Origin of the sequence: Pontibacter indicus (assembly GCF_900156345.1) — a bacterium.
Classification (GTDB): domain Bacteria; phylum Bacteroidota; class Bacteroidia; order Cytophagales; family Hymenobacteraceae; genus Pontibacter; species Pontibacter indicus.
This window is the reverse complement of record NZ_FTPP01000001.1, coordinates 1,044,653-1,066,135: the sequence shown is the minus strand read 5'-3', so window position 1 is coordinate 1,066,135 and position 21,483 is coordinate 1,044,653. Positions and strand designations below refer to the sequence as shown.

General features: G+C 52.5%; 19 protein-coding genes. 11 read left to right on the top strand and 8 right to left on the bottom strand.

Annotated features, from left to right (window positions below):
- Nucleotides 1-5: 5 nt before the first annotated feature.
- The 3 genes from B0B12_RS04585 to B0B12_RS04575 are packed head-to-tail and all read right to left on the bottom strand — an operon-like array spanning nt 6 to nt 3,227.
- Nucleotides 6-368 carry a Na+/H+ antiporter subunit C gene (locus tag B0B12_RS04585; RefSeq protein ID WP_076666285.1) on the bottom strand — a complete coding sequence of 121 codons (363 nt, stop codon included), beginning with the start codon at nt 366-368 and terminating at the stop codon, nt 6-8.
- Nucleotides 369-372: 4 nt separating this feature from the next.
- Nucleotides 373-915, bottom strand: coding sequence for an MnhB domain-containing protein (locus tag B0B12_RS04580; protein ID WP_076666284.1), 543 nt, complete (start codon nt 913-915; stop codon nt 373-375).
- Nucleotides 912-3,227 (bottom strand): putative monovalent cation/H+ antiporter subunit A, encoded by a 2,316-nt coding sequence (locus tag B0B12_RS04575; RefSeq protein WP_076666283.1) that lies wholly within the window; start codon nt 3,225-3,227, stop codon nt 912-914. Before B0B12_RS04575 ends, B0B12_RS04580 begins: the two co-directional genes overlap by 4 nt.
- Nucleotides 3,228-3,384: 157 nt before the next feature.
- Here B0B12_RS04575 and B0B12_RS04570 point away from each other — a divergent pair, with 157 nt between their 5' ends.
- Nucleotides 3,385-4,308 (top strand): universal stress protein, encoded by a 924-nt coding sequence (locus tag B0B12_RS04570; protein WP_076666282.1) that lies wholly within the window; start codon nt 3,385-3,387, stop codon nt 4,306-4,308.
- Between the two features lie 87 nt (nt 4,309-4,395).
- Here the strand turns inward: B0B12_RS04570 and B0B12_RS04565 are convergent, their stop codons facing one another.
- The 4 genes from B0B12_RS04565 to B0B12_RS04550 all read right to left on the bottom strand — a co-directional run bounded on the left by B0B12_RS04565 (nt 4,396) and on the right by B0B12_RS04550 (nt 9,142).
- Nucleotides 4,396-5,736 carry a Na+/H+ antiporter NhaA gene (locus B0B12_RS04565; protein ID WP_076666281.1) on the bottom strand — a complete coding sequence of 447 codons (1,341 nt, stop codon included), beginning with the start codon at nt 5,734-5,736 and terminating at the stop codon, nt 4,396-4,398.
- 331 nt (nt 5,737-6,067) lie between these two features.
- On the bottom strand, nt 6,068-7,141 hold the full coding sequence (locus B0B12_RS04560) for an alanine racemase (protein ID WP_076666280.1): 1,074 nt from the start codon (nt 7,139-7,141) through the stop codon (nt 6,068-6,070).
- Between the two features lie 4 nt (nt 7,142-7,145).
- Entirely contained in the window at nt 7,146-7,598 is a 453-nt protein-coding gene (locus B0B12_RS04555; protein WP_076666279.1) for a GNAT family N-acetyltransferase, read from the bottom strand.
- On the bottom strand, nt 7,538-9,142 hold the full coding sequence (locus B0B12_RS04550) for a sodium:solute symporter family protein (protein WP_076666278.1): 1,605 nt from the start codon (nt 9,140-9,142) through the stop codon (nt 7,538-7,540). The genes B0B12_RS04555 and B0B12_RS04550 overlap by 61 nt, the downstream gene beginning before the upstream one ends.
- Nucleotides 9,143-9,567: 425 nt before the next feature.
- Here B0B12_RS04550 and B0B12_RS04545 point away from each other — a divergent pair, with 425 nt between their 5' ends.
- The 7 genes from B0B12_RS04545 (at nt 9,568) to B0B12_RS04515 (ending at nt 17,632) form a co-directional block, all read left to right on the top strand.
- Nucleotides 9,568-9,957, top strand: coding sequence for a DUF4180 domain-containing protein (locus B0B12_RS04545; RefSeq protein WP_244554594.1), 390 nt, complete (start codon nt 9,568-9,570; stop codon nt 9,955-9,957).
- A gap of 16 nt (nt 9,958-9,973) precedes the next feature.
- Complete coding sequence (locus B0B12_RS04540) at nt 9,974-10,618, top strand: hypothetical protein (protein ID WP_139337762.1); 645 nt, start codon at nt 9,974-9,976, stop codon at nt 10,616-10,618.
- A 24-nt stretch (nt 10,619-10,642) separates the two neighbouring features.
- Nucleotides 10,643-11,206 carry a DUF4256 domain-containing protein gene (locus tag B0B12_RS04535; RefSeq protein ID WP_139337761.1) on the top strand — a complete coding sequence of 188 codons (564 nt, stop codon included), beginning with the start codon at nt 10,643-10,645 and terminating at the stop codon, nt 11,204-11,206.
- 77 nt (nt 11,207-11,283) lie between these two features.
- On the top strand, nt 11,284-12,351 hold the full coding sequence (locus tag B0B12_RS04530; RefSeq protein ID WP_076666275.1) for a DUF5700 domain-containing putative Zn-dependent protease: 1,068 nt from the start codon (nt 11,284-11,286) through the stop codon (nt 12,349-12,351).
- Between the two features lie 47 nt (nt 12,352-12,398).
- Nucleotides 12,399-13,133 carry an acetolactate decarboxylase gene (locus B0B12_RS04525; RefSeq protein ID WP_076666274.1) on the top strand — a complete coding sequence of 245 codons (735 nt, stop codon included), beginning with the start codon at nt 12,399-12,401 and terminating at the stop codon, nt 13,131-13,133.
- Between the two features lie 345 nt (nt 13,134-13,478).
- Nucleotides 13,479-16,070 (top strand): DUF5686 and carboxypeptidase regulatory-like domain-containing protein, encoded by a 2,592-nt coding sequence (locus tag B0B12_RS04520; RefSeq protein WP_244554593.1) that lies wholly within the window; start codon nt 13,479-13,481, stop codon nt 16,068-16,070.
- 314 nt (nt 16,071-16,384) lie between these two features.
- Entirely contained in the window at nt 16,385-17,632 is a 1,248-nt protein-coding gene (locus tag B0B12_RS04515; protein ID WP_076666272.1) for an aspartyl protease family protein, read from the top strand.
- Between the two features lie 7 nt (nt 17,633-17,639).
- On the opposite strand, the gene B0B12_RS04510 is transcribed toward B0B12_RS04515, so the two are convergent.
- Nucleotides 17,640-17,912: a hypothetical protein gene (locus B0B12_RS04510; RefSeq protein ID WP_076666271.1), complete on the bottom strand. Its 273-nt coding sequence runs from the start codon at nt 17,910-17,912 to the stop codon at nt 17,640-17,642.
- 555 nt (nt 17,913-18,467) lie between these two features.
- Here B0B12_RS04510 and B0B12_RS04505 point away from each other — a divergent pair.
- From B0B12_RS04505 to argC, 3 genes are read left to right on the top strand one after another with little or no spacing between them, the layout of a single operon-like run.
- Nucleotides 18,468-19,136: an N-acetyltransferase gene (locus B0B12_RS04505; RefSeq protein WP_076666270.1), complete on the top strand. Its 669-nt coding sequence runs from the start codon at nt 18,468-18,470 to the stop codon at nt 19,134-19,136.
- Nucleotides 19,137-19,143: 7 nt separating this feature from the next.
- A complete protein-coding gene (gene argG, locus B0B12_RS04500; RefSeq protein WP_076666269.1) occupies nt 19,144-20,340 on the top strand; it encodes an argininosuccinate synthase in 1,197 nt (398 codons plus the stop codon).
- Nucleotides 20,340-21,341 (top strand): N-acetyl-gamma-glutamyl-phosphate reductase, encoded by a 1,002-nt coding sequence (argC, locus tag B0B12_RS04495; protein ID WP_076666268.1) that lies wholly within the window; start codon nt 20,340-20,342, stop codon nt 21,339-21,341. The genes argG and argC overlap by 1 nt, the downstream gene beginning before the upstream one ends.
- Nucleotides 21,342-21,483: the final 142 nt, after the last annotated feature.

The following is a 21,483-nucleotide window of genomic DNA, read 5'->3' as shown; positions in this document are numbered from 1 at the left end:
GGTGCTTAGTGGTGTTCTTCTATTTGGTCGGTGGTGTTCATGTCGTCGAGGTCGGTAGTGCCGAACGACTGGTACACCCGTTTGATGAGCACGATGGTAAAAGACTGGATGCCGAAGCCGATCACAATGGCCGTGAGCAGCAGCGCCTGCGGCACCGGGTCTGCAAAAGGCTCCACGGCCACGTTTTCGTCCTGCCCGATGATGGCCGAGCCCCCACGTGTCAGGCGACCGATCACGAACAGAAACAAGTTAGTAGCCAGACTGAACAGGATGAGCCCGAGTATCAGCTTGAAGAAGTGCCGGTGCAGGATCAGGTATAAACTCGCCGAAAAAAGTATTCCGATCAAAAAAGGGAGTAAAAATTCCATATTCTTATTCTTCTGACATCACAAAGGTTATTTTAAGCACCACCCCAATCACCAGCAGGTATACGCCTAGATCAAACAGGATCGGCGTGCCCGGTTTACCCAGCACCGGAATGTAGAAATCGCTCCAGTAAGCGTGCATGTAAGGTTGCCCGGAGAGCAAACCGAGCACACCGCTGGTGGTGGCCAGGAACAGCCCCGTGGCAATGATGTAAACAGGCTCGATGCGGAGCATGCGCTGCTTTACTTCCGGGTGCCGGGCCATTCTCCGGCGGCGCCACACGTTTACGCGCATCATGCGCATCAGGTAGAGCGAGCGGCTTTGGTTGGGCTGCCGCGGGTAGCCATAAAGGTTCAGTTTCAGGAAGGTGTTTACGGTTTGCTGCGGGCCGTGCGTCATGGTGTGGAACACGAAGGCGATAGACCCGATCAGCCCGCCGATAAAGCCCCCACCCGGGTGGTTGTGGCCCCGAAACAAGGTATAGACCGAAAAGATGATGAAGAGCGGGATGAGGATGCGAATGGCGGTCGCAAGTATGACGGTTTTCATGGTTTGTCTCCTTTATGCATACGTAGTTTGAGCATGGCCATGATACCGATGGCGGCCACGGCCAGCACCACAATCTCGCCGAGCGTGTCGAAGGCCCTGAAATCGACCAGAATCACATTGACGATGTTACGCCCTTTGCCGAGCAGGAAGCTACCCTGGCCGAAGTAGGCCTTTAGCTGAGAGTCCAGCGGGTATTGCTTCACGATCAGGATGACGTAGGTCATCACGGCTCCGAAGGTGAGCGAAAGCGTCACGTATTTGTAGCGCTCCGTGGCGTGCGAGAGGTACTTGAAAACGGGGAGTTTGTGCAGGATCAGCACAAAAATCACAACGGTGAGCGTTTCGATGAGCAGCTGCGTGGCCGCCACGTCGGGAGCTCCGAACAGAATGTAGAACAACGAGGCCGAGTAACCGACAATGCCCATAATGGCGATGGAGGTCAGGCGGGACTGAGACTTGAAGAGGAAAATCAACGCCGACACGATCATCAACAGCAACACAATTTCGTACATGCGCAGCTGCGAGAGCAGGTGAAGATTGTTGCCCAGCTCCAGCCGAGGGCCATTTTCCCACAGCGAGAGCACCACCAGGGCAATGTGCGCCGTGATGATGGCCGCGATGTAGCTGCGCAAATAGCCGTTTTGAATGGTAGCCGTGATCTTGGTTGCCCCTGTCATAAAGCCCCTGAGCGCGAGCTGGTACAAGTTGGCCGGACCGAAGAGGTATAGCCCACTGAAACGGCTGGCATAACTTAGCAGTCGGTTGGAGAAGCGGTACACCACATAGCCCAGGAGCACGGTGAGTACACTGAGTCCTAAAGCGAGCGTAAAGCCATGCCAGAGAGCCAGGTCAAACGTTTGCTCCACACCCAGCATAGCCTCTGAAGCCCTGCGCAGCAATGGCGTCACAAAAAAGCCCGGCAGCAAGCCAAACACGAGGCCCGCGCTGGCCAATATGACCGGTGGCAGGTATAGCAGTGGCTTGTCGGGATGCTGCAGGGGAGTGGGGTTTTGGCTGCGACGCCAGAAAATGCCGTACCCCAACGCGATCGCCACAGCCACAAACACCATCCCGGAAAAGAAGCTCATTGCAAAGAGTATCCACCGGAAGGGGCTTTCCTCGAGCGAGGCTTCGTAGAGCAGTTCTTTGCCGATAAATCCGAAAAAAGGCAAGATGCCGGCCATGGACATACCTGCCAGCAAAGCGGCTATACTTGTGTAGCGCATCGTACCCGACAGACCAGTGAGTTGCGTCAGGTCGCGGGTGCCGGTGGCATGGTCCACGTTGCCGGCCACCAGAAACAGAGTGCCTTTGTAGAGGGCGTGCGCGAGCAGAAACACCACCATTGCCTCCATGGCCGGAGCGGTTCCGATGCCCGTCATGGTCACCAGCAGACCGAGTGCGCTGATGGTGGTATAGGCCAGAATGGCTTTCAGATCGACGTGCTGCGTAGCCAGAAGAGCGCCCAGCACGGTGGTGATTCCTCCAACGATCATCAAGGTATATTGCCACTCGTCGGTGCCGCCCATCACGGGCGTAAGTCTGGCCAGCAGGTAGACGCCGGCCTTCACCATGGTGGCCGAGTGCAGGTAGGCGCTGACGGGCGTAGGCGCGGCCATGGCGTTGGGTAGCCAGAAATGAAATGGAAATTGCGCCGATTTGGTGAACGCGCCCAGCAGGAGCAGCACGAGCGCGGGCAGGTATAGCGCATGGTTAGTCACCAGGTCACCCCGTTCCAGCAGCTCGCTCAAGGTATAGGTTTCGCCTGCCATACCTACCAGAATCAGTCCGCCCATCAGGGCCAGGCCGCCAAGTCCGGTCACCAGCAAAGCCTGCAGCGCCGAGCTGCGGGAGGACTCCTTGTCCTGGTTGAAACCGATGAGCAGGTATGAGCTAATGCTGGTAAGCTCCCAGAACACAAAGATGGCCATGATGTTGCCTGCCAGCACAAGACCGAGCATCGCCGTCATAAACAACGTCAGGTAGAGGTAGAAACGCCCCAGCAAAGGGTGGCCTTTCAGATAGCCGCCCGCGTAGAGCATGATGAGGGTGCCGAAGCCCGTGATCAGCAGCGCGAAAAGCAGGCTGAGGCCGTCGAGGAAAAAATGCAGGTTGATGTTGAGCGAGGGAGCCCAGGCTTGCAGCTCGCCCAGGTTGTTGCCAGCCAGCACGGCGGGGGAGAGCGTGAGCAGGTATACGAAGATGGTAAAAGGAAGCAGCGCCATAGGCACAACCACCCATTTGCCGAGCCAGCGGTGAAGTAAAGGCGCGGCAAATGCCAACAGGAAACCTGCGAGTATAGCTAAAAACATCAAAAATGATTAGTTTGTAAATGTATCTTTGTTAATTCCGTAGATGATTTTACACTTAGTACCAATCTGCGTATTTTATGTTACGTAAGGACCGAAATTGAGGGGTGAACATGAAACGGACGGACGCAGCAAATCTTAACCCATAAACCTCAAAAAAATGAACTCGCTGAAACGTATCATGGTGGGCCTCGACCTGTCAGAGATGGACGACACCCTCATCCGCTACACCGCCTTCCTTTGCTCCATTTCTGAGATAGAGAGCGTGTACTTTATTCATGCCGAAAAGAGCCTTGACATTCCGCAGGAAGTGCTCGAAAGCATGCCGACCGGAATGCCGGCAGACGAAAAACTGCGCACCTCCCTTATAGAAAAAGTAGAGCACTATTTTGGTCCTGATAGCCGCACGCAAGTGGAGGTACTGGTGGTGGAAGGATCACCATTGAAAGAGCTGCTGAACTTATCTAAGGTAAACCACATCGACCTGGTCGTGGTAGGCCGAAAATTCCACATGAGGGGAAGTGGCCTGCTGGCCCAGAAAATTTTGCGTAACGGCCGCGTGAGTGTTCTGTTTGTGCCTGAGAACGAAGAGCCAAAGCTAGACCATATCGTGGTGAGTGTAGACTTCTCGGACTACTCGCTGATGGCGCTGGAGCGAATGCTTACCTCCGCCCTGACCAAGCCGAACGTACGCATCACCTGCCTGCACGCCTACCAGGTGCCGAGCGGCTATATTACACTGGGGATGAACTATGAAGACTTCGACAAGCGCATGCAGGGATTTGCCCACAACAAGTTTGCGCAGGTGCTGGAGCGATTCCCGAGCCTGGATGGCCGTGCCACTTTGCATTTAGTGAAGCAGGAAAACGAGGACGACATGGGCGAGCTACTGGTAGTAGAGGCGAAGCGACTGAAGGCAGATCTGCTTGTGATCGGAGCCAAGGGCTTGTCGGCTGCCGCGCTGTTCGTGCTGGGCAGCGTAACCGAGAAAATGCTGCGCTACAACGACGACATTCCGATGATCGTGTACCGAAAGGAGAATGAAGAGATCGGCTTCCTGGATGCGCTGCTGGGTAATGATTAATGGAGAACGATGAATGAGTAATGAGTAATAAAGACTAACTAATACTGATCAATTATTCATTACTCATTAGCCATTATTCATTAAAAGCTACGTGTTTGTCAGTTCTTTTTTTGTGCCAGCCACCGCCAGTACTAACAGCCCGAGCAAAGCCGCGACGGCCGAAGCGGCGTAAATGCTGATCTTCACAAGCGTCAGCTGCTCTTCGTTTGTAAAGGCCAGCTGCGCCTGAAACAGCGACAGCATAAAGCCAGCTCCCAAAAGTAACATTCCGCCCGTCAGCTGCCCCCAACCCACAGAGGCAGGTATGCGCGCTATACCTGTCAGGGAAGCAAGCCAGGCAAAAAGCAGCATACCAATGGGTTTGCCAAGCACCAGCGCCAGAAATATTCCCAGCGGAACCGGGCCTAGCAGGTCGCGCCAGGCGAAACTGTTGTAGGCAAAAGGCACGAATGCCAGCGCAAAAAGGGGCAGCGCCAGGTAGGCCGCCCAGGGCAGGAGTCGCTGCTGCAAGCGACGCAGAGGGGAGAGTGCCTTGGTGCAGTTCGTCCGCAAGGTATGCGCAGCTGCCTGGAAGTCCTCTTCCATTACTTCGCCGGGTTCGGGCCGTTTCATCATGCGCAGGGCATGGAGCTGGCCCATGACGGTATCTGTCGCGGTCACAAAATCTTCTTCATTCACCCGGGAGTATATCGGGATCACGAGCGCGAGCATTACGCCTGCCACCGCCCCCTGTACACCCGCCAACAAAAAACTCACGAGCATCACCAAGCCCGACAGCAGGTATAGCCACATGGTGCGGTTGCGCAATGCCCGCAATACCACCAGCAAACCAAACACCCCCGTGGCCACCGAAAGTGCCAACAGATTTTGAATGGACGCATAGAGGATGACACTGAGGAGCAGAGAAGCTATACCTTGCATGATAGCAGTTGCTGACACAAACACCCGTAAAGACAGCGGCAGGTAATTGCTGGCGAGTGCGAGCAGCGCCAGCACGGCCGCCGCATCGGCAGTGGCCACTGTGCTCCAGCCCGGCTGTGCAGCTGATGGAGCCAGGTATAGGTATAGGGCTGCAGGTACCAATATGCCGCCCAAAGCCGCCGCCATGGCGAACAGCTTATCGTGCCTTTCTTTTAGTTCGCCGACGCGAAACGCTCGTTTCAGTTCAAGGCCCAGCGCCAGGTAAAAGAGCGCCAGCAACACCTGCTGCACCCAGAAGCCGATCGGTCGGGCAAAGCCGTAAGTTCCGAATTTAATGGTCAGCGGATTTTCCCAGAGGTATAGCCAGGCCGTTCCCCATGGCGAGTTGAGCCACGAGAGCGCCAGCAGTGCGACTACAATGGTCAGCGTACCACCACGCGACAGTACCTGTTGGAACAACTCAAAGGAGTAGACAATGCGGTTAACTAAGGTTGGTTTTGCAGCCAAGGTATAAGTAGATAGCCATATTCAGATACACCATAGAGACGTAGCAAGCCCTGAAAAGTTTTGACCGGTCTATACCTCTCAGCAAAATAATCTGAAAGCAGTAACGCCCTCACCACGGTAAGTTTTGGAGTGAGGGCGTTAGGATAAAGAGTAGGTATAGGTAAGCTGTCCAGTTCTTTCTGATATCTGAGTCTGAAAGAGCGCTAAGAAGGGCCTCGGCCAGTCTGAATCGTGCAATAGCAGTCCTACCCGTATCGTGCAGGAAAATCCCCTCCTCGGAGCGGCAGGTTAATCGGGTAACCAGCCACTCAACCATCAACAATTTAACAATTCAATCCACCACCTCCTTGGCGATATACCGGGAGTTCATGATGCTGAGCGCACCCATATACCTTAAGTTGAAGCTGAGCACGTCGCCTACTTTGTAATGCTGTTCGTTTGTGCCTAACTCCACTACCAGCATATCGGAGCTGGCACCCACCACGCTTAGGGAATTGTCTTTGGGCAGTAAGTACTTGGGGTTGATGTCGAGCAGACCAACGTCCAGAATGGCGCGATGTGAGGTTTTGCCGTAGAGGCTTTCGTCAATCTCAAAGCTCTCGCCGCTGGGGTTTTCGGCCAACGTTCCAATCGGAATCATGGGCTTCTCGTTTAGTTCGATGATCTCGGCACAGAACTCGAACACGTCGTCGTGCATCCCTTCAAAGGTCTCACCAGTGAACAGGTTGAGTCCGAAAAAAAGCGCTTCTCCAATCCGGAAATGGTTGACGCCTTTCGGCATCAGGTGGTTGAAGAGCAGTGGAATCGTAACGGAGGTGCCGCCCGACACCCAGGGAATTTCGATGTTGAACTTGGCGTCGATGATCTGTTTGTAGAGGCTGAGCTGAATCAGTTTGTCCTGCGTGGGCATTACGCCATGCAGGCAGTTGAAGTTAGCCCCGAGTCCGATCACGGAGATGCCAGGCAGCTTGAAGATTTGTGCATAGAAGTCCACTAGATCGTCGCCCATCACGCCTTCACGCAGGTCACCCATCTCAATCATGATGATGATCTTGTGCGTTTTGTTTTGCCTGACGGCCTCGTCGGAAAGCAGTCGAATGATGTCGAGCTCAGTCTGGAAGCTTACGTCGGCGTAGCGGATGATGTCCGGAATACTTTGCTTCGGAGCGGGTTTGATGTAGACGGTTTGCACATCGGGCGCCATTTTCTTTATGGCAACCAGGTTCGAAACGCGTGAGTCGTGTACCTCTTTCACACCCAGGTCGAGTACCTCTTTCAAGAATGTTTCTTCGCCGCAGAGCAGTTTGGTGACAATGCCCCAGTCGATGCCTTTTTCGCGGAATATGCGGTCGAGGTGGTTGTAGTTGTGTCTGAGTTTGGAGCGGCACAGTTTTAAGACGGCCATGCTGTTATCGGATAAGTCTGTATTCTAAATATTTGTTTGTGAAGCCCATTTTCTCGTAGAGGTGTCGGGCCGGGTTATCAGGCTCCACGTGCAGGGCAATGCTGCCCTCGCAATTTTCTGTCGCCAGCTGCACCAGTTTTTTTCCCACACCCTTGCCACGCTGGCTGCCATGCACGGCTACATATACGAGTATGTTCTCCGGTATATACCCGCTCATACCTGTATTGTTCAGGATAAGCGCGCCCACTACCTTACCAGCCTCACGGGCCACGATCACCGAACCGCCCTTGCCCTCTGCCTCCGACAGCGCATAGTCCATGCACTTGGCAATGTCGGCGCGGGCGTCGCCGTACTGGTCCAGGTGCTCAAACAGGAAGTCGAGCACTTCGTCGCGGTTTAGTTGCTGGTGATTGGTTGGGGTATGGATCTCGTATTGGACGGAGTTGTGTTCTGCCATTTCTTATGCGTTTTGTTAGGGTATAGAATAGTTAACGTAATGTAAAGCACTAGGGCAGCTGTGAGGCCAAATAAATTAGGATCGAGTCCGTAAGGCAACCCGAAGCGAAGCCCAAGGAACGGAATATTTACGAAGCCCTCGGCGCTCATGGTTACCTGCAGCAGAATGGTGGTGGCGCCACCGACAAGCATCGCCCAGAAAGCAGCCACGTTGCTGCGGCGCTTCCAGAACAACGCCCCGATGATCGGCACGAACAATCCTGATACCATGAACGCGTATGAGTAAAGCATCAGGTTGAGCACATTGGTCATGGTGCTGGCCAGTGCAAGCGCGAGCACGCCCACCAGCAGGGTCACCAATTGTGAAAGGCGCAGCATGTGCGGGGAATCGGGATCTGCCTTGGTGAATCGCCCGATCACATCGGTGACAATATTACCGGAAGAGGCCATCAGGCAGCTGTCGGCCGTGGAGAGGATGGCCGAAAAATAAGCCGAGAGCATCAGCCCCATCAAGCCAACGGGCAGCACCGAGCGTAGCAGCATCGGGAGACCCGATTCCGGATCAACCTCCGCGCCTATACCCAGGGCCTCAAACATACCTTGCTCGGCGGCCACGCGGGCCAGTATACCTAAGCTCACCCCCATAAAGGCCATGATCGGCCACTCAAAGAGGCCAGCCAGGTACCAGGCCCTCTTCGCTGTTTTCTCGTCGCGGCAGGCGTAAATGCGCTGGTAAAGTGTCATGCCCACAAACCAGATGGGGATGATCGTAATGGCCCAGTTCACGATTTGCGGCCAGGTGATGTTGGTCAGTGTCAGAAACTCATCGGGCAGGGTGCTCCGAATGGCTTCCATGCTGCGACCGGATTGCTCCTGAAGCCAGGTCAGGTCCGTGAGCTGACTGAAGCTGATCTGCTCCACGCCGCCGCCCACTGCCAGAAAGGAAACAGGTATACCGATGAAGACCAGTCCGCCCATCAGGATCGCCCACTGCACGGTGTCGGTATAGATCACCGCTTTCATGCCGCCCATCACAGTATAGACTACCGCGATGACACCCATGATGATAAGGGCCGTGTTCAGATCAAGGTTGATGAAGGTGCCGCTGGCCAGTTTAGCACCTGCCAGTATCTGAGAACTGGTGAAGCCGGTATAGCCGATGGCCGAAATGATACCGGCCAGCAGTGCCACGCGGGCATTAAAATAGTGGCCGAAGATCTGGGGAAAGGTCAGAAACTTGTCGAAAGCCGGATTGCGCTTGACCTTAGGTATAAGAAAGACTGCTGCCAGCCAGGCGCCGAGCAGACCGGTGAAGAGCATCCAGGCCCCGGAGAGGCCCATCACAAAGCCAAGACCGCCCAGCCCTATCGAGAAGCCGCCGCCTACGTCCGTTGCCACTACAGACAGACCAATATGCCCGCTTCCCATGTTTCGTCCGCCCACATAGTAGTCGTCTGCGCCCTGGTTCTTTTTCAGAAAGTAAAAACCAACGCCCAGCATGGCCAGCATGTAGAGCACGAAAATAGTGAGGTCAAGATAATGCATGTATTAGAATAGTATAAGTTTGTGTTGATGGTATCAGTATCGCTAATTTTGAATATACTCAAAAGTTTGCTTAAAAGCACGTGTTTTGAGCATAAAGTGGCTATAAGTGGTGCAATCAGTTAAAATGGGGTATAGCTTTTATGCAAAATCTGAGAATGCAGGCTAATGTGGTTAGTTATTTAAAAACGAATAGGGGAGCGTCGTTTTGTTAGGATAGTAACATTTAGAAAAGCATCACAAATGCCTGGCTATGCTTAGTAGAAGCGTATGATAAAAGTGAAAGCCGGAGGTGAGATTATTAGCATTATTGGATTGAAATTTTAGATAAATACCTATATTGGTTGATCGCTATATATAGCAATAGCTTATGTGGAATTCGGGAAGGTTCAGCTGGCAAAGGTGTAGCAACCGTGAGATTGCATGAAATGGAAGCCTTCTTTAAAAGAGCAGACAAGATGAAAATAGTTACCCATACCATAGACGATATCAGAATAGCCGAAGTGGTTTCAGCGGATAGGGTCATCCATGGGGTGGAAGACGGTATAGACTTGTTAGGGAACATTTATTATCAGGACTTTGATCGGGTTATCCTCCATGAGCAGAACATCACGCCTGATTTTTTTGAACTGAAGAACGGCATGGCGGGAGAAATTCTTCAAAAGTTCGCCAACTATCGAGTCAGGTTGGCTATCGTGGGCGATTTCTCAAAATATAACCGTCAGAGCGTTCAGGACTTTATCCGTGAAAGCAACAAAGGCAGGCAAGTCAATTTTGTGAGCTCCCTTGCAGAAGCAGTATGCAAACTCTCCCAGTAATTTGATAGCATCCCCAATGAAAAAAAACTTAACGCTGCTATTGCTACTTATACCTTTCGGTATCCTTTCTTATCTCTATAGCCTGACAGGATTTCTGTTGCTTGCCATCATGGTTTTTTGCCTGGTTGCTTTGTTGGTGGCAGGTATAGTGAAATCCTTTCGTCCTGACCTTTCACCGAAGTGGTGGAAACGACCTTTGCTGCTAATGTCTGTTTGTGCCATGGGCGTTCTGATTGGCTTGTTGCGTCCTTTAGCACCTGCGATCCTGGGCGCAGGTGATGTGAGTGAGCAGTTGGCCTATGCCTACAAAACCGACCAGGCCGACCGCATGACGATCGGCGCTTACACGGGATTATACGAAAACAGCCTGGCAATGCGTGACAGTATCCGGCTCGCGCAGGTTAGCCAACTCTACCACGATAATCAGATCAGCCTGCCGAAAGATAAATTCTATGCGGCTTTTGTGTTTCATCACAGCCGGAAGAGCGATCTGTTTGAAATAGCACAGAAACTGGCCGGTGAAGCGGCGGCTGTAAGCGAATTAAAAGATGACTACGTGGTGCAATGGCTGGCCAAAGCAACCTACGACCGGTGGATGGTTTCTCTGGGCAAACCTGAAAAATATGGCACGCAGGATAAGTTTAGCATCAGCGTTGAGTAGCTTTATAAAAAACAAAAGATGACAATGAAAAAGACGAATAATCTTTCTCCGGAACAAGCCGAGGAGCTCCTCCATACTTTAAAAACCCGTTTTGAGAAGAATAAGCACCGCCACGCAGGTATAGCCTGGTCAGCTGTGCAGTCGCGGCTGGAGGCAAACCCCACCAAGCTGTGGTCGCTGCACGAAATGGAGCGCACGGGAGGGGAGCCGGATGTGGTAGGGCAGGACCCAGATACGAATGAAATAATCTTCTTCGATTGCGCAGCCGAAAGTCCCAAAGGGCGACGCAGCGTCTGTTACGACCGAGAAGGACTCGAGTCCCGGAAAGAGCACCGACCCGAGAACACTGCTGTCGATATGGCCACGACCATGGGCATTGCATTATTGACGGAAGCGCAATACCGGGAATTGCAGCTATTGGGTGAGTTCGATCTGAAAACGTCGAGCTGGATTCAGACGCCGGCTGAGATCAGAAAACTAGGTGGCGCACTTTTCTGCGATCGCCGCTACGATCATGTGTTCGTGTACCACAACGGGGCGCAATCTTACTATGCCGCCCGGGCATTTCGTGGCGCCTTAAGGGTCTGATTAATTCCAGTCGTTCAGCTATACCTGTAGGGCTTGCACAAACGCAAATAACTCACTTAAAACAAACTTATACCTGCATGAAAAAACTTTTTACCCTATTGCTGCTGGCAGTTTCCGGCTACACAGCCCAGGCGCAGTTCGTGGACGTGGCGTCAGCCGAACGCTACTTTCAATTGGTGGATACCCTGAAGTCCGGCAAGCGGCTGCACGACCATACCTGGCAGCAGTTTTTGGCCATGGAAGGCAACCGCCAGTACATCGAAAACCAGAACTACAAGGACGCATACCTGAACACTTTCCGAAAAACGATGGAAGTGGTCTACCTGCCTGAGCATGATAGCCTCCTGCAAGTCCGCTTGCAGGACAATCAGGCAAACTACCTGACCTACAGCATTCATGTGTACAAAGCGCATGAAGCGGAACTGCGGCAGTACCTGGCGCAGCTGGCGGCCGATAAGGAGAGCTATGTGAGCACCATGTACCAGAGCTGCTATACCGTGTTGCCCAAACGCATGCAAGGCAGGAACAAAGAGACCGGGGTCTACCTGATCGCACTAGGCAATGACGCGGTGGCGCAGAATGGAAACATGGTGCTGAACCTGTGGGCCGAATACAAATTTAACCAGGTGATGCCCGGCGCTGTGGGCGGTCACGAACTGCACCATCTGCTCTTCAAGCCGAAGCGCTACGAAGTGGCTGAAAAAGACAAGAGCCTCCTGCTGATGCTGCAATTGCTGACGAACGAGGGCGTACCGGATCTGATCGACAAGAAATACGCCGTGGCACCACACGTGCCGGGCGACATGCAGTGGGGGACCTATTTATTGGATCTGGGCAAGCAAAACCTGCCGCGAGTCGACGCCGCCATCCGGGAAACGGCCTCCGGCGAAAAACAATATTCCAGCAAGGAGATCAGGAACCAGGTCATCGGGATGAGCGGTCACGTGCCCGGTTTCTATATGGCCGACGTAATTGAGCGCAACGGGCTGAAAAAGAAACTGGTGGCAGGTATGGACAACCCCTTCCAGATCATCCACCTCTACAACAAAGCCGCCAAAAAAGACAAATCGAAGCCTTTTATCTTCTCTGACGAAGCCATCGCCTACCTCAAAAAGGTAGAGGACGAAGCCAAAATCGTAAACTAATTTATACCTTGCCGCTTCACCAAATACCAACCTATTCGGAAACAATCATGAAGCATTTAACCTTTTCCGCTCTTACTCTGACATCTGTTATTTTGCTGGGCAGTTGCGCCACCAATACCACCGAAAACACTGACATCGCTTCAGGTGAAGTGCATGTGGTTGGCGCGATGCGCAACGTGATGTGGAAGGGCGAATTGGGCGGCACCATCGACCTGGATACGCTTTCTGCTAAAAAGCACCTGATCGGGCTGGGTCCGGTGGAGTACCTGGCCGGTGAAATGATGATCGTGGATGGCAAGAGCTATAAATCGGTCGTGACCAGCGACTCGACCATGCGGGTGGAGGAAACCTTTGCGGCCAAAGCGCCCTTTTTCGTTTATGCGCAGGTACCTGAGTGGCAGGAGCGCGCCGTGCCGGATTCTGTCCAAAACCTGCAGCAACTGGAGCTATACCTGGACGCGGAGACTAAAAACAGCAAACGGCCCTTCCCCTTTAAGTTGAGTGGCGAAGTAGAGACAGCTACCATCCATATCGTGAACCTGCCGGCAGGCTCTACCGTGAGCAACCCCGACGAAGCGCATCAGGGGCAGGTCAATTATGAACTGGAACAGGAGGAGGTGGAGGTAGCAGGTTTCTTCTCCACGGAGCACAAAGCCGTCTTCACGCATCACGATACCTTCATGCACCTGCACCTGCTCACGAAGGACCGATCCAAAATGGGTCATCTGGATGAGGTCGTCTTTAAGCCCGGCAGCCTGACGCTTTATTTGCCGAAAGAGTAAGGCACACAGCCTTCATTCATAGGGGCCTTCTTAACAGCTGCTATACCTGGCACCGCCCGCCAGGTATAGCAGCTGTTTTTTTTAGATAAATTTCAAAATTGAATGCAACTGATTGAGGTTAAATTGCATCTTAACTATATATTGCAGTAAGAATATAATTGTGCTCATTTACCTACTTATACCTGTTTATGAAAACTAACACTCCGCTACTCCGGTGTTTCAGGCACCCGCCTTCCCCGATTTGCTCCCTTCCGATATGCCTGATGTGCTAGGCCCTTTTTACTTATCTTTTAAGCTTTCTATACCTTTCTTACAATGCGTTTTTTAGCTTCTTTTCTTACCTTTTTGCTGGTTCTGTCACAGCTTTCACTTTCTGCCCAAGGTATACGCGGCAGCATCAAAAACCAGAAAGGCGAGGCGCTGCCCTTTGCCTCGGTCTACATCACCAACCTAAACAACGGCTCGTCGAGCAACGCAAACGGCGATTATGAAATCAAGCTGCCAGCCGGTAAGCACACGGTAGTGGTAAAATACATTGGCTACGAAGCGCAGCAGGTGGAGGTAGAGATAACGGACAAGTGGGTGCAGCGCGACTTTAGGTTAGGTGAGCAGTCCTTTGCGTTGAAGGAAGTGCAGGTGAAAGGGAAAGGAGAGGACCCGGCCTACACCATCATGCGCAAGGCCATCGCCAAAAAGAAATACCACCTGCTGCAGTACGACAGCTATCAGATGAAGGTATACGTGAAGGGCACTGGGGAGCTGACCAACGCGCCCTTCTTCCTGAAGAACAAACTCAAAGAGGAAGGCGTGAAGCTGAACGAGGCCTATACCGTGGAGTCGGTGAGCGAGATCAAGTTTGCGCAGCCCAACAAGTTTGAGGAGAAGGTCATCTCCATCCGCACGTCCGGCGACAACAAAGGCACCATTTCGCCGATGATGTTTGTCAGTGCGAGTTTCTACAACGACAAAGTGGCGGAGATGGTCTCACCGCTTTCGCGCTCTGCCTTCGCCTACTACAAGTTCCAGTACGAAGGCAGTTTTCAGGAAGGAAACATCGACGTGAACAAGATCAAGGTGACCCCACGCTCTCGCGGCGACAATGTGTTTGAGGGCTACATCTACATCATCGAAGGCTATTGGGCCATTCACAGCCTCGACCTCAAAACCAGCATGATGGGCTTCCCAATCCGGGTGAAGCAGAACTATGCGGAAGTGGCCCCGACTGTCTGGATGCCGACCACGCACCAGTTTCATTTCTCGGGCAAGGTGATGGGTTTTGGCGGCGAATTCCGCTACCTGGCCTCCAGCTCTGATTACAAAGTGGTACTGAATAAAAAGCTCGTGGCGCCTAAAGAGATCATCGACGAGAAGGTGGAAGATGTACCGGAGGCGATTGCCGCCATCAAATCGAGCAACAAGAACCCCAACCTGGAGGCGCTGGCCAACCAGGACAAGCTCACGCGCAAGCAGTTCCGGCAACTGATTTTGGAGCAGGAGAAGGAGGCGCTCAAGGAACGTAAGGACCCGGAAGTGGTGTCGGAGCGCAGCTATACCGTCGACAAACTGGCCACCAAGCGTGACTCTGCTTACTGGGAGTCCATACGCCCTGTGCCGCTGAGCGAGAAGGAGATCAGGGGCTATCAGCGCGACGATTCATTGGCACAGATCAAATCGGCCGAGCTGACGGGCAAAGACTCGACCAAGGTGATCAAGAAGAAGAAATTCAAGCCTCAGGACCTGTTAATGGGTGGAGGCTACCGTCTATCGCCTAGAACCCGTATCAACATCGACCCGACTTTTGCCAATGTGTACTACAACACCGTGGAAGGCTGGAACGTGAACCTGAGCGGCAAACTGCGCCACCAGTACGACAGCTTGCGCCGGACGTTTGAGGTAGCGCCCACTTTCCGGTATGGCTTCGACAGTGAGGAGTTCTACGCCAAGGCCCGCGTGTCGCATGCTGTCCGGAGCAAGGGCAAGTCGCATTCCCTATACCTGGAGGGCGGCCAGTTTGTGGAGCAGTTCAACAGCGACAACCCGATCCACCCGCACATCAACACGCTCAGCACGCTGCTCTTCCGCCGCAATTACATGAAGATCTACGAAAAGAGCTTTGTCGAGACAGGCTTCGAGTATAAGCCTTCGGTGTGGCTGAAGGTGAGTGGCAACGTGGAGTGGTCGCAGCGCAACCAACTCTACAACAACACCGACCGCAGTTTCTTCTATACCGACGAAGACAGAACCTTTACCCCCAGCACGCCGGATAATGTGGAACTGGAGACCACCGAATTTCCGAAGCACGAATCGCTGGTGTTGCAGGCTAATGTGAGTTACCGTCCGGTGCAGCGCTACCGGATGTATAATGGCCGGAAAATTCCGATCATGGAGCGCTCGCCGGAACTGTTATTCATGTACCGCAAAGGTATAGCAGGTGTGCTGGGCAGCGACGTGAACTTCGACCAGGTGCAGCTGGGCGTCAACCATGCGCTGGCCTTTGGGGTGCGGGGCAAACTGGAGTTCGAACTTCGTGGCGGCACTTTCCTCAACAACAGGAGCATGTACTTCATGGACTACAACCATTTCGACGGCAACCGCACCATCCTGAGCAGCCTCAAGCCGGCCGGCTCATTCCGCCTGCTCGACTATTACCAGTACAGCACGAATGGAGCCTATTTTTCGGCGCACACGCATTACCAGTTCCGCAAGTTCCTGCTCACCCAGATACCTGAGGTGCGCTTCACGGGTATAAAGGAGAACATTTTCTTCAACTACCTCAAAACCGAGCACTCGCCGCACTATTACGAAGTAGGCTACTCGCTCGACAACGTGTTCCGTGTGTTCCGCATCGAAACGGCCGCTTCGTTTAATGACAGAAAATTTCAGGAGATCGGTTTCAGGATAGGTATAGCCACGCTGCTGAAGTTTAACCAGAACTAAAAGCAAAGGTATAGCAAAGGCTGTTTCTGCTGATCAGGTATACGATCAGTGGAAACAGCCTTTTTATAATTTAGAACAGGTATAGTTTGGAATTTAAAGGTGATGGAGTACTATTAGGTAATCCGACAGGTATAGCGATGCCTTTTATAACAGTGCCCAAACGGCGATTCAATCAATAAAAGTAAGAGTCCTTTCTGATCAAGGTTGGCGCAGGTATGGTATTTAAACAATGAGTTTAAGTAAACATACCATTTTATGCTGGAATCTACGTATACTAATCAGGCTGATTATCTGTATCTTATGTAGGTTTTGTCATGGCAAGGTTTTCTCCTTTCTTTCTGCTTTGTCTCTGCTTCTGTCTGTTGTTTTCTGAAGCAAAGGCGCAGGATTTTGCCTCTGATACTGTCTACTTTACCTCCAAGCGCAAAAGCGTTACCCTTCCTTTCAAACTGGTGCATAACCTGATCATCATTCCGGTGCAGATCAACGATTCTAAACAGCTCAATTTCATACTCGATTCCGGCGTCAAAAACACCCTGATTACCCGCCTGCATTACTCCGATTCATTGAGCCTGAACGAGGCCGGACGCATTTCTTTACAAGGTCTGGGCACCGGGCACGAACTGGAGGCGATCTACTCTAAGGGAAACTTAATGCGCATGCCGGGCATCGTGGGTGTCAATCACCAGGTTTATGTGCTGATGGAAGACATTTTCAACCTATCGATGCGCATGGGCATGGCCATTCACGGCATCATCGGATACGACATCTTCCGGAATTTCATTGTCAAGATCAATTACAGCAACAAAACCCTGACGCTCTACCGGCCGGACATTAATCTCAAGATCCCGAAAAAAGGGGAAGTATACCCACTGCATATCGAAAACACCAAGGCCTATGTAGAAGCGGGAGTACGGCAGCACAACGGGGATGACATTAAAGTGAAACTAGTGATCGACACAGGGGCCAGTCATTCCATATCGCTATACCTGCCCACAGACGAGCGCTTGCAACTGCCGCCTAAAGTGATGGAAGCCTACCTGGGCCGGGGGCTGAGCGGTGACATCAAAGGCAAGATTGGTCGCATCAACAGTTTTTCGCTGGGCAAATACGAGCTCCTCAACCTACCGGCCTCTTATCCTGATGAAGAGTCGATCAAGGCGGCACTCAATCTGGCGAACCGCAACGGCAACCTGGGGTCTGATATACTGAAGCGCTTCACGGTGATCTTCGACTATCCGAACCAGCGCATGATGCTGGTGCCTAACAGCAAGTACAGCGAACCGTTTTATTACAACATGACGGGCTTTGAGATCAGCACGCCGCTGCCCGGAGCCAACTTCTACATCGTGTCGCATGTGATAGACGATTCGCCCGCCAAAGCGAGCGGACTACTGCCCGGCGATCAACTCATCAACATCAACGGTCGCGATTGCACTGAACTGGCGCTGGACGAGCTGCTGGAGCTTTTCGAAAGTAAGCCAGGCCGCAAGGTGAGACTGAAGCTGAAGCGGGACTCCAAACTGGTAAACGTTGAGATGGTGCTGCAGAGCAGGATCTAACGCAAGCTTACTGCAAATCGGAGTATACCTGCACGCCCAATAATATAACAGCCATCGCAATAAGGGCAACACCGACATAGATTCTTACCTTCGGTATAGGAGCGGCCACCATATTGCCTGCTGCATCGGGTCTGGAAAAGCGCAGATTGGATAGAATAAGGCCGTTGCCAAAACTGAGCCAGACGGCGGCCATAAGCGGATTCTGGGTTATGAACAGGGAGGCTGTGCCGATGGCAGAAAAAAGAATGCCGATGATAACGGTCAGGGATAAATTCTTCATTGCACTGCAAGATACGCAAAGCAGCCAAAATTTCCGGCAAGCTTACTTGTCACCAACTCAGTTTTTGCCTGCCAGCCATAAGAAATAGGAGTGCTTTTAAACTTTATGTTGTAACATTTTGTAGTAAGGTGTAATTTTTAGCATAATCTACAACTATTTGTTGTAGATACCGATATTAATTGCAAATCTTTGCTTTCCGAAACAGGCAAAGACCTGTTTTTAAAAAATTTGAACCAACAAATTGAAATGAAAAAAAAGTCGACTTTATCATCTGTGATGGTAAATCACCTTTCTCTGAAGGGTGCGTCTTTTTCTATCCTGTCTGCCAGGGTAGTTTTGAGGGCCATTAACGCCGTGGTCCGCTACAGGCCCTAGGCCGACGTGCTTCCGGACTACCTACGCAGTAGTCAATCTTCCCAATACGATGTATGTTTTTGATGTTGCCTGACGAAGGTATGCGCACCCGCATAACTTTTTCACGACAATGTTTCTAGTATTTTTAATTCTGTATCAGCAGGTTATGCACAGGCATGGCCCCGGTATATTATTTTTAAAATGACGCCATCTCCTTTTATCATTACGGTTGCCACAGCGCAACACACTTCATACGCTGCACAGATCTGCGACGAAATGGAGTCGTCGGCCAAGGCCAGGGGCACAGGTATAGCCAAGCGCACGCCGGAATACATCGCCCAGAAAATGCTGGAGGGAAAGGCCGTGATCGCACTGGACGTAAACGGTGTGTGGGCCGGCTTCTGCTACATCGAGACCTGGAGCCACGGCAAGTATGTGGCCAACTCGGGCCTGATCGTGTCGCCTGAGCTGCGCAAAAGCGGACTGGCCAAGCTGATCAAGATGAAGATTTTCGAGCTCTCGCGCACTAAATACCCGGACGCCAAGATTTTCGGACTGACCACCGGTTTGGCTGTAATGAAGATCAACTCCGACCTGGGCTACCGTCCGGTGACTTACTCGGAGCTGACGGATGATGACGCTTTCTGGGAGGGCTGCAAGAGCTGCGTGAACTACGAGATCCTGACGATGAAGAATCGCAGCAACTGTCTTTGCACGGCCATGCTGTACGATCCGGCCCGTGAGCAGAAACCCATTGCGCGCGAGCAGGTGCAGATTCTGACACCTGTGGAAGAGCCGTCTATACCTGTTGGCTATGGCACCTTTGCACAAAGCCACGGAAACCAAAACACGAACCCTACAAGCATCTAAAAAAGACATGAAGAAGAAAGTTGTTTTAGCCTTCAGCGGCGGCCTTGACACCTCTTACTGTGTAAAGTACCTGAAAGAAGAAAAAGGACTGGAAGTACATTCGGTATTAGTGAACACCGGCGGATTTTCTGAGGATGAACTGCAACAGACCGAGCAGCGCGCCTATGTCCTGGGCGTGGCGCAGCACACCAACCTCGACGAGACCGAGTACTACTACCAGAGCTGCATCAAGTACCTGGTTTTCGGGAACGTGCTCAAGAACAACACCTATCCGCTGTCGGTTAGCGCCGAGCGCGTGACGCAGGCCATGGCCATTGCCCGCCACGCCAAAGCCCTTGGTGCCGATTACGTGGCACACGGCAGCACCGGCGCCGGCAACGACCAGGTGCGCTTCGACATGATCTTTCACATCATGATCCCAAATATTGAGATCATCACCCCGATCCGCGACATGAAGCTTTCGCGTGAAGAGGAGATCGAGTACCTGAAGCGGCATGGCGTGGAGTATGACTTCGTGAAAGCACAGTACTCCATCAACAAAGGCATCTGGGGTACCTCCGTAGGCGGCAAAGAAACCCTGACCTCGCACCAGCCACTGCCAGAATCGGCCTATCCGACGCAGCTCACCAAAGAGCAGCCGGAGCGCATAACCCTGCACTTCGTGAAAGGCGAGCTAGTAGGTATAAACGACAAAACATATGAAAGCCCGGTGCAGGCCATCCAGGCGCTGCAAGGTATAGCCGGTGCTTTTGCCATTGGCCGTGATATCCACGTAGGGGATACCATCATCGGCATCAAAGGCCGTGTTGGTTTTGAAGCAGCAGCTCCGATGGTAATCATCAAAGCGCACCATACCCTGGAGAAGCACGTGCTCACTAAGTGGCAGCTCTACTGGAAAGACCAATTGTCGACCTGGTATGGCAACTGGCTGCACGAAGGACAGTTCATCGACCCGACCATGCGCAATATCGAGGCTTTCCTGCAGGAAACGCAGGAGAATGTGACCGGCAAAGTACACGTTTTGCTGGCGCCATACCGTTTCCAGGTAGAAGGCATCGAATCGGACTATGACCTGATGTCGTCGAAATTCGGCAGCTACGGTGAGATGAACAATGCCTGGTCCGGAGAGGATGTGAAAGGCTTCTCCAAGATATTCGGCAACCAGGCCATGATGTATCACAAGATCAATAACACTGAATTCTAATGGCGCAATCCATTAAAGCAGGTATAGTAGGCGGAGCAGGGTATGCCGGAGGCGAGCTGCTGCGCTTACTGCTGCTGCACCCCAATGTAGAGCTGGCCTTTGTGCAAAGCCGCAGCCAGACCGGCAAGCCGGTCTCTTCTTCGCACCCAGATCTCCTGGGCGAGACGGAGCTGGTATTTTCTGCCGGGGCGAGTGCTTCGGTGGATGTACTTTTCCTTTGCGCTGGTCACGGGGAAGCAGCTAAATATCTGGCTGAAAATGAGGTAGCAGACGGGACAAAAATCATAGACCTGAGCCAGGATTTTCGCTGGAACGAATGCACGGCCACTGCCAATGTAGAGGCCGACGGCCGGAGCTTTGTCTACGGCTTGCCGGAGCTGCAGCGTGCGCGCATCAAAGAGGCGCAGTTCGTCGCCAACCCGGGTTGCTTTGCGACAGGTATACAGCTGGCGTTGTTACCGCTTGCAGATCAAAACCTGTTGACCTCGGAAGTGCATGTAAGCGGTATCACCGGTTCGACAGGGGCTGGACAAAGTCTGAGCGCGACCTCGCATTTCAGCTGGCGCACCGAAAACATCTCGACTTACAAAGTGATGGAGCACCAGCACATGCGCGAGATCAAGCGCAGCCTGCTGAGCTTGCAGCCGGAGAACCAGCCGAACATCCACTTTATACCTTACCGCGGGCCCTTTGCCAGAGGCATTTTCATCACAGCTTACTTGCAGACGGACTTATCGCTGGAAGAGGCGCAGGCGCTGTACAAAGGCTACTACGAAGGTCACCCTTTCACCATCGTGACTGACCAGCATGCGGACCTGAAGCAAGTGGTGAACACCAACAAATGCGTGCTCCACCTGCAGAAGCACGGTCAGATGCTCGTGATCACCAGCTTGATTGACAACCTGCTGAAAGGTGCCGCCGGCCAGGCCGTGCAGAACATGAATTTGGTGTTCGGTCTTGAGGAAACTACCGGGCTGAAGTTGAAAGCGACAGCGTTTTAAGTCTGAATAGCGCAAGCGTCCTCGCTCGTGTTTAATATGAAGGGGGCTCTGGCCCAGTTGTTTGTTTTCGCAGTTTAGCACAACGGGCCAGAGGCACCACGATAGCAAATCACGAGCGAGGACGCTCGCGCCATACATGCAG

Bases quoted from the DNA above. Each gene is read 5' to 3' on its own strand.
- B0B12_RS04575 (WP_076666283.1), bottom strand. From the start codon at position 3,227: ATGTTTTTAGCTATACTCGCAGGTTTCCTGTTGGCATTTGCCGCGCCT.
- B0B12_RS04505 (WP_076666270.1), top strand. From the start codon at position 18,468: ATGACGCCATCTCCTTTTATCATTACGGTTGCCACAGCGCAACACACT.
- B0B12_RS04540 (WP_139337762.1), top strand. From the start codon at position 9,974: ATGAAAAAAAACTTAACGCTGCTATTGCTACTTATACCTTTCGGTATC.
- B0B12_RS04585 (WP_076666285.1), bottom strand. From the start codon at position 368: ATGGAATTTTTACTCCCTTTTTTGATCGGAATACTTTTTTCGGCGAGT.
- B0B12_RS04570 (WP_076666282.1), top strand. From the start codon at position 3,385: ATGAACTCGCTGAAACGTATCATGGTGGGCCTCGACCTGTCAGAGATG.
- argG (WP_076666269.1), top strand. From the start codon at position 19,144: ATGAAGAAGAAAGTTGTTTTAGCCTTCAGCGGCGGCCTTGACACCTCT.
- B0B12_RS04535 (WP_139337761.1), top strand. From the start codon at position 10,643: ATGAAAAAGACGAATAATCTTTCTCCGGAACAAGCCGAGGAGCTCCTC.
- B0B12_RS04515 (WP_076666272.1), top strand. From the start codon at position 16,385: ATGGCAAGGTTTTCTCCTTTCTTTCTGCTTTGTCTCTGCTTCTGTCTG.
- B0B12_RS04510 (WP_076666271.1), bottom strand. From the start codon at position 17,912: ATGAAGAATTTATCCCTGACCGTTATCATCGGCATTCTTTTTTCTGCC.
- argC (WP_076666268.1), top strand. From the start codon at position 20,340: ATGGCGCAATCCATTAAAGCAGGTATAGTAGGCGGAGCAGGGTATGCC.
- B0B12_RS04550 (WP_076666278.1), bottom strand. From the start codon at position 9,142: ATGCATTATCTTGACCTCACTATTTTCGTGCTCTACATGCTGGCCATG.
- B0B12_RS04525 (WP_076666274.1), top strand. From the start codon at position 12,399: ATGAAGCATTTAACCTTTTCCGCTCTTACTCTGACATCTGTTATTTTG.
- B0B12_RS04560 (WP_076666280.1), bottom strand. From the start codon at position 7,141: ATGGCCGTCTTAAAACTGTGCCGCTCCAAACTCAGACACAACTACAAC.
- B0B12_RS04580 (WP_076666284.1), bottom strand. From the start codon at position 915: ATGAAAACCGTCATACTTGCGACCGCCATTCGCATCCTCATCCCGCTC.
- B0B12_RS04545 (WP_244554594.1), top strand. From the start codon at position 9,568: ATGGAAGCCTTCTTTAAAAGAGCAGACAAGATGAAAATAGTTACCCAT.
- B0B12_RS04530 (WP_076666275.1), top strand. From the start codon at position 11,284: ATGAAAAAACTTTTTACCCTATTGCTGCTGGCAGTTTCCGGCTACACA.
- B0B12_RS04555 (WP_076666279.1), bottom strand. From the start codon at position 7,598: ATGGCAGAACACAACTCCGTCCAATACGAGATCCATACCCCAACCAAT.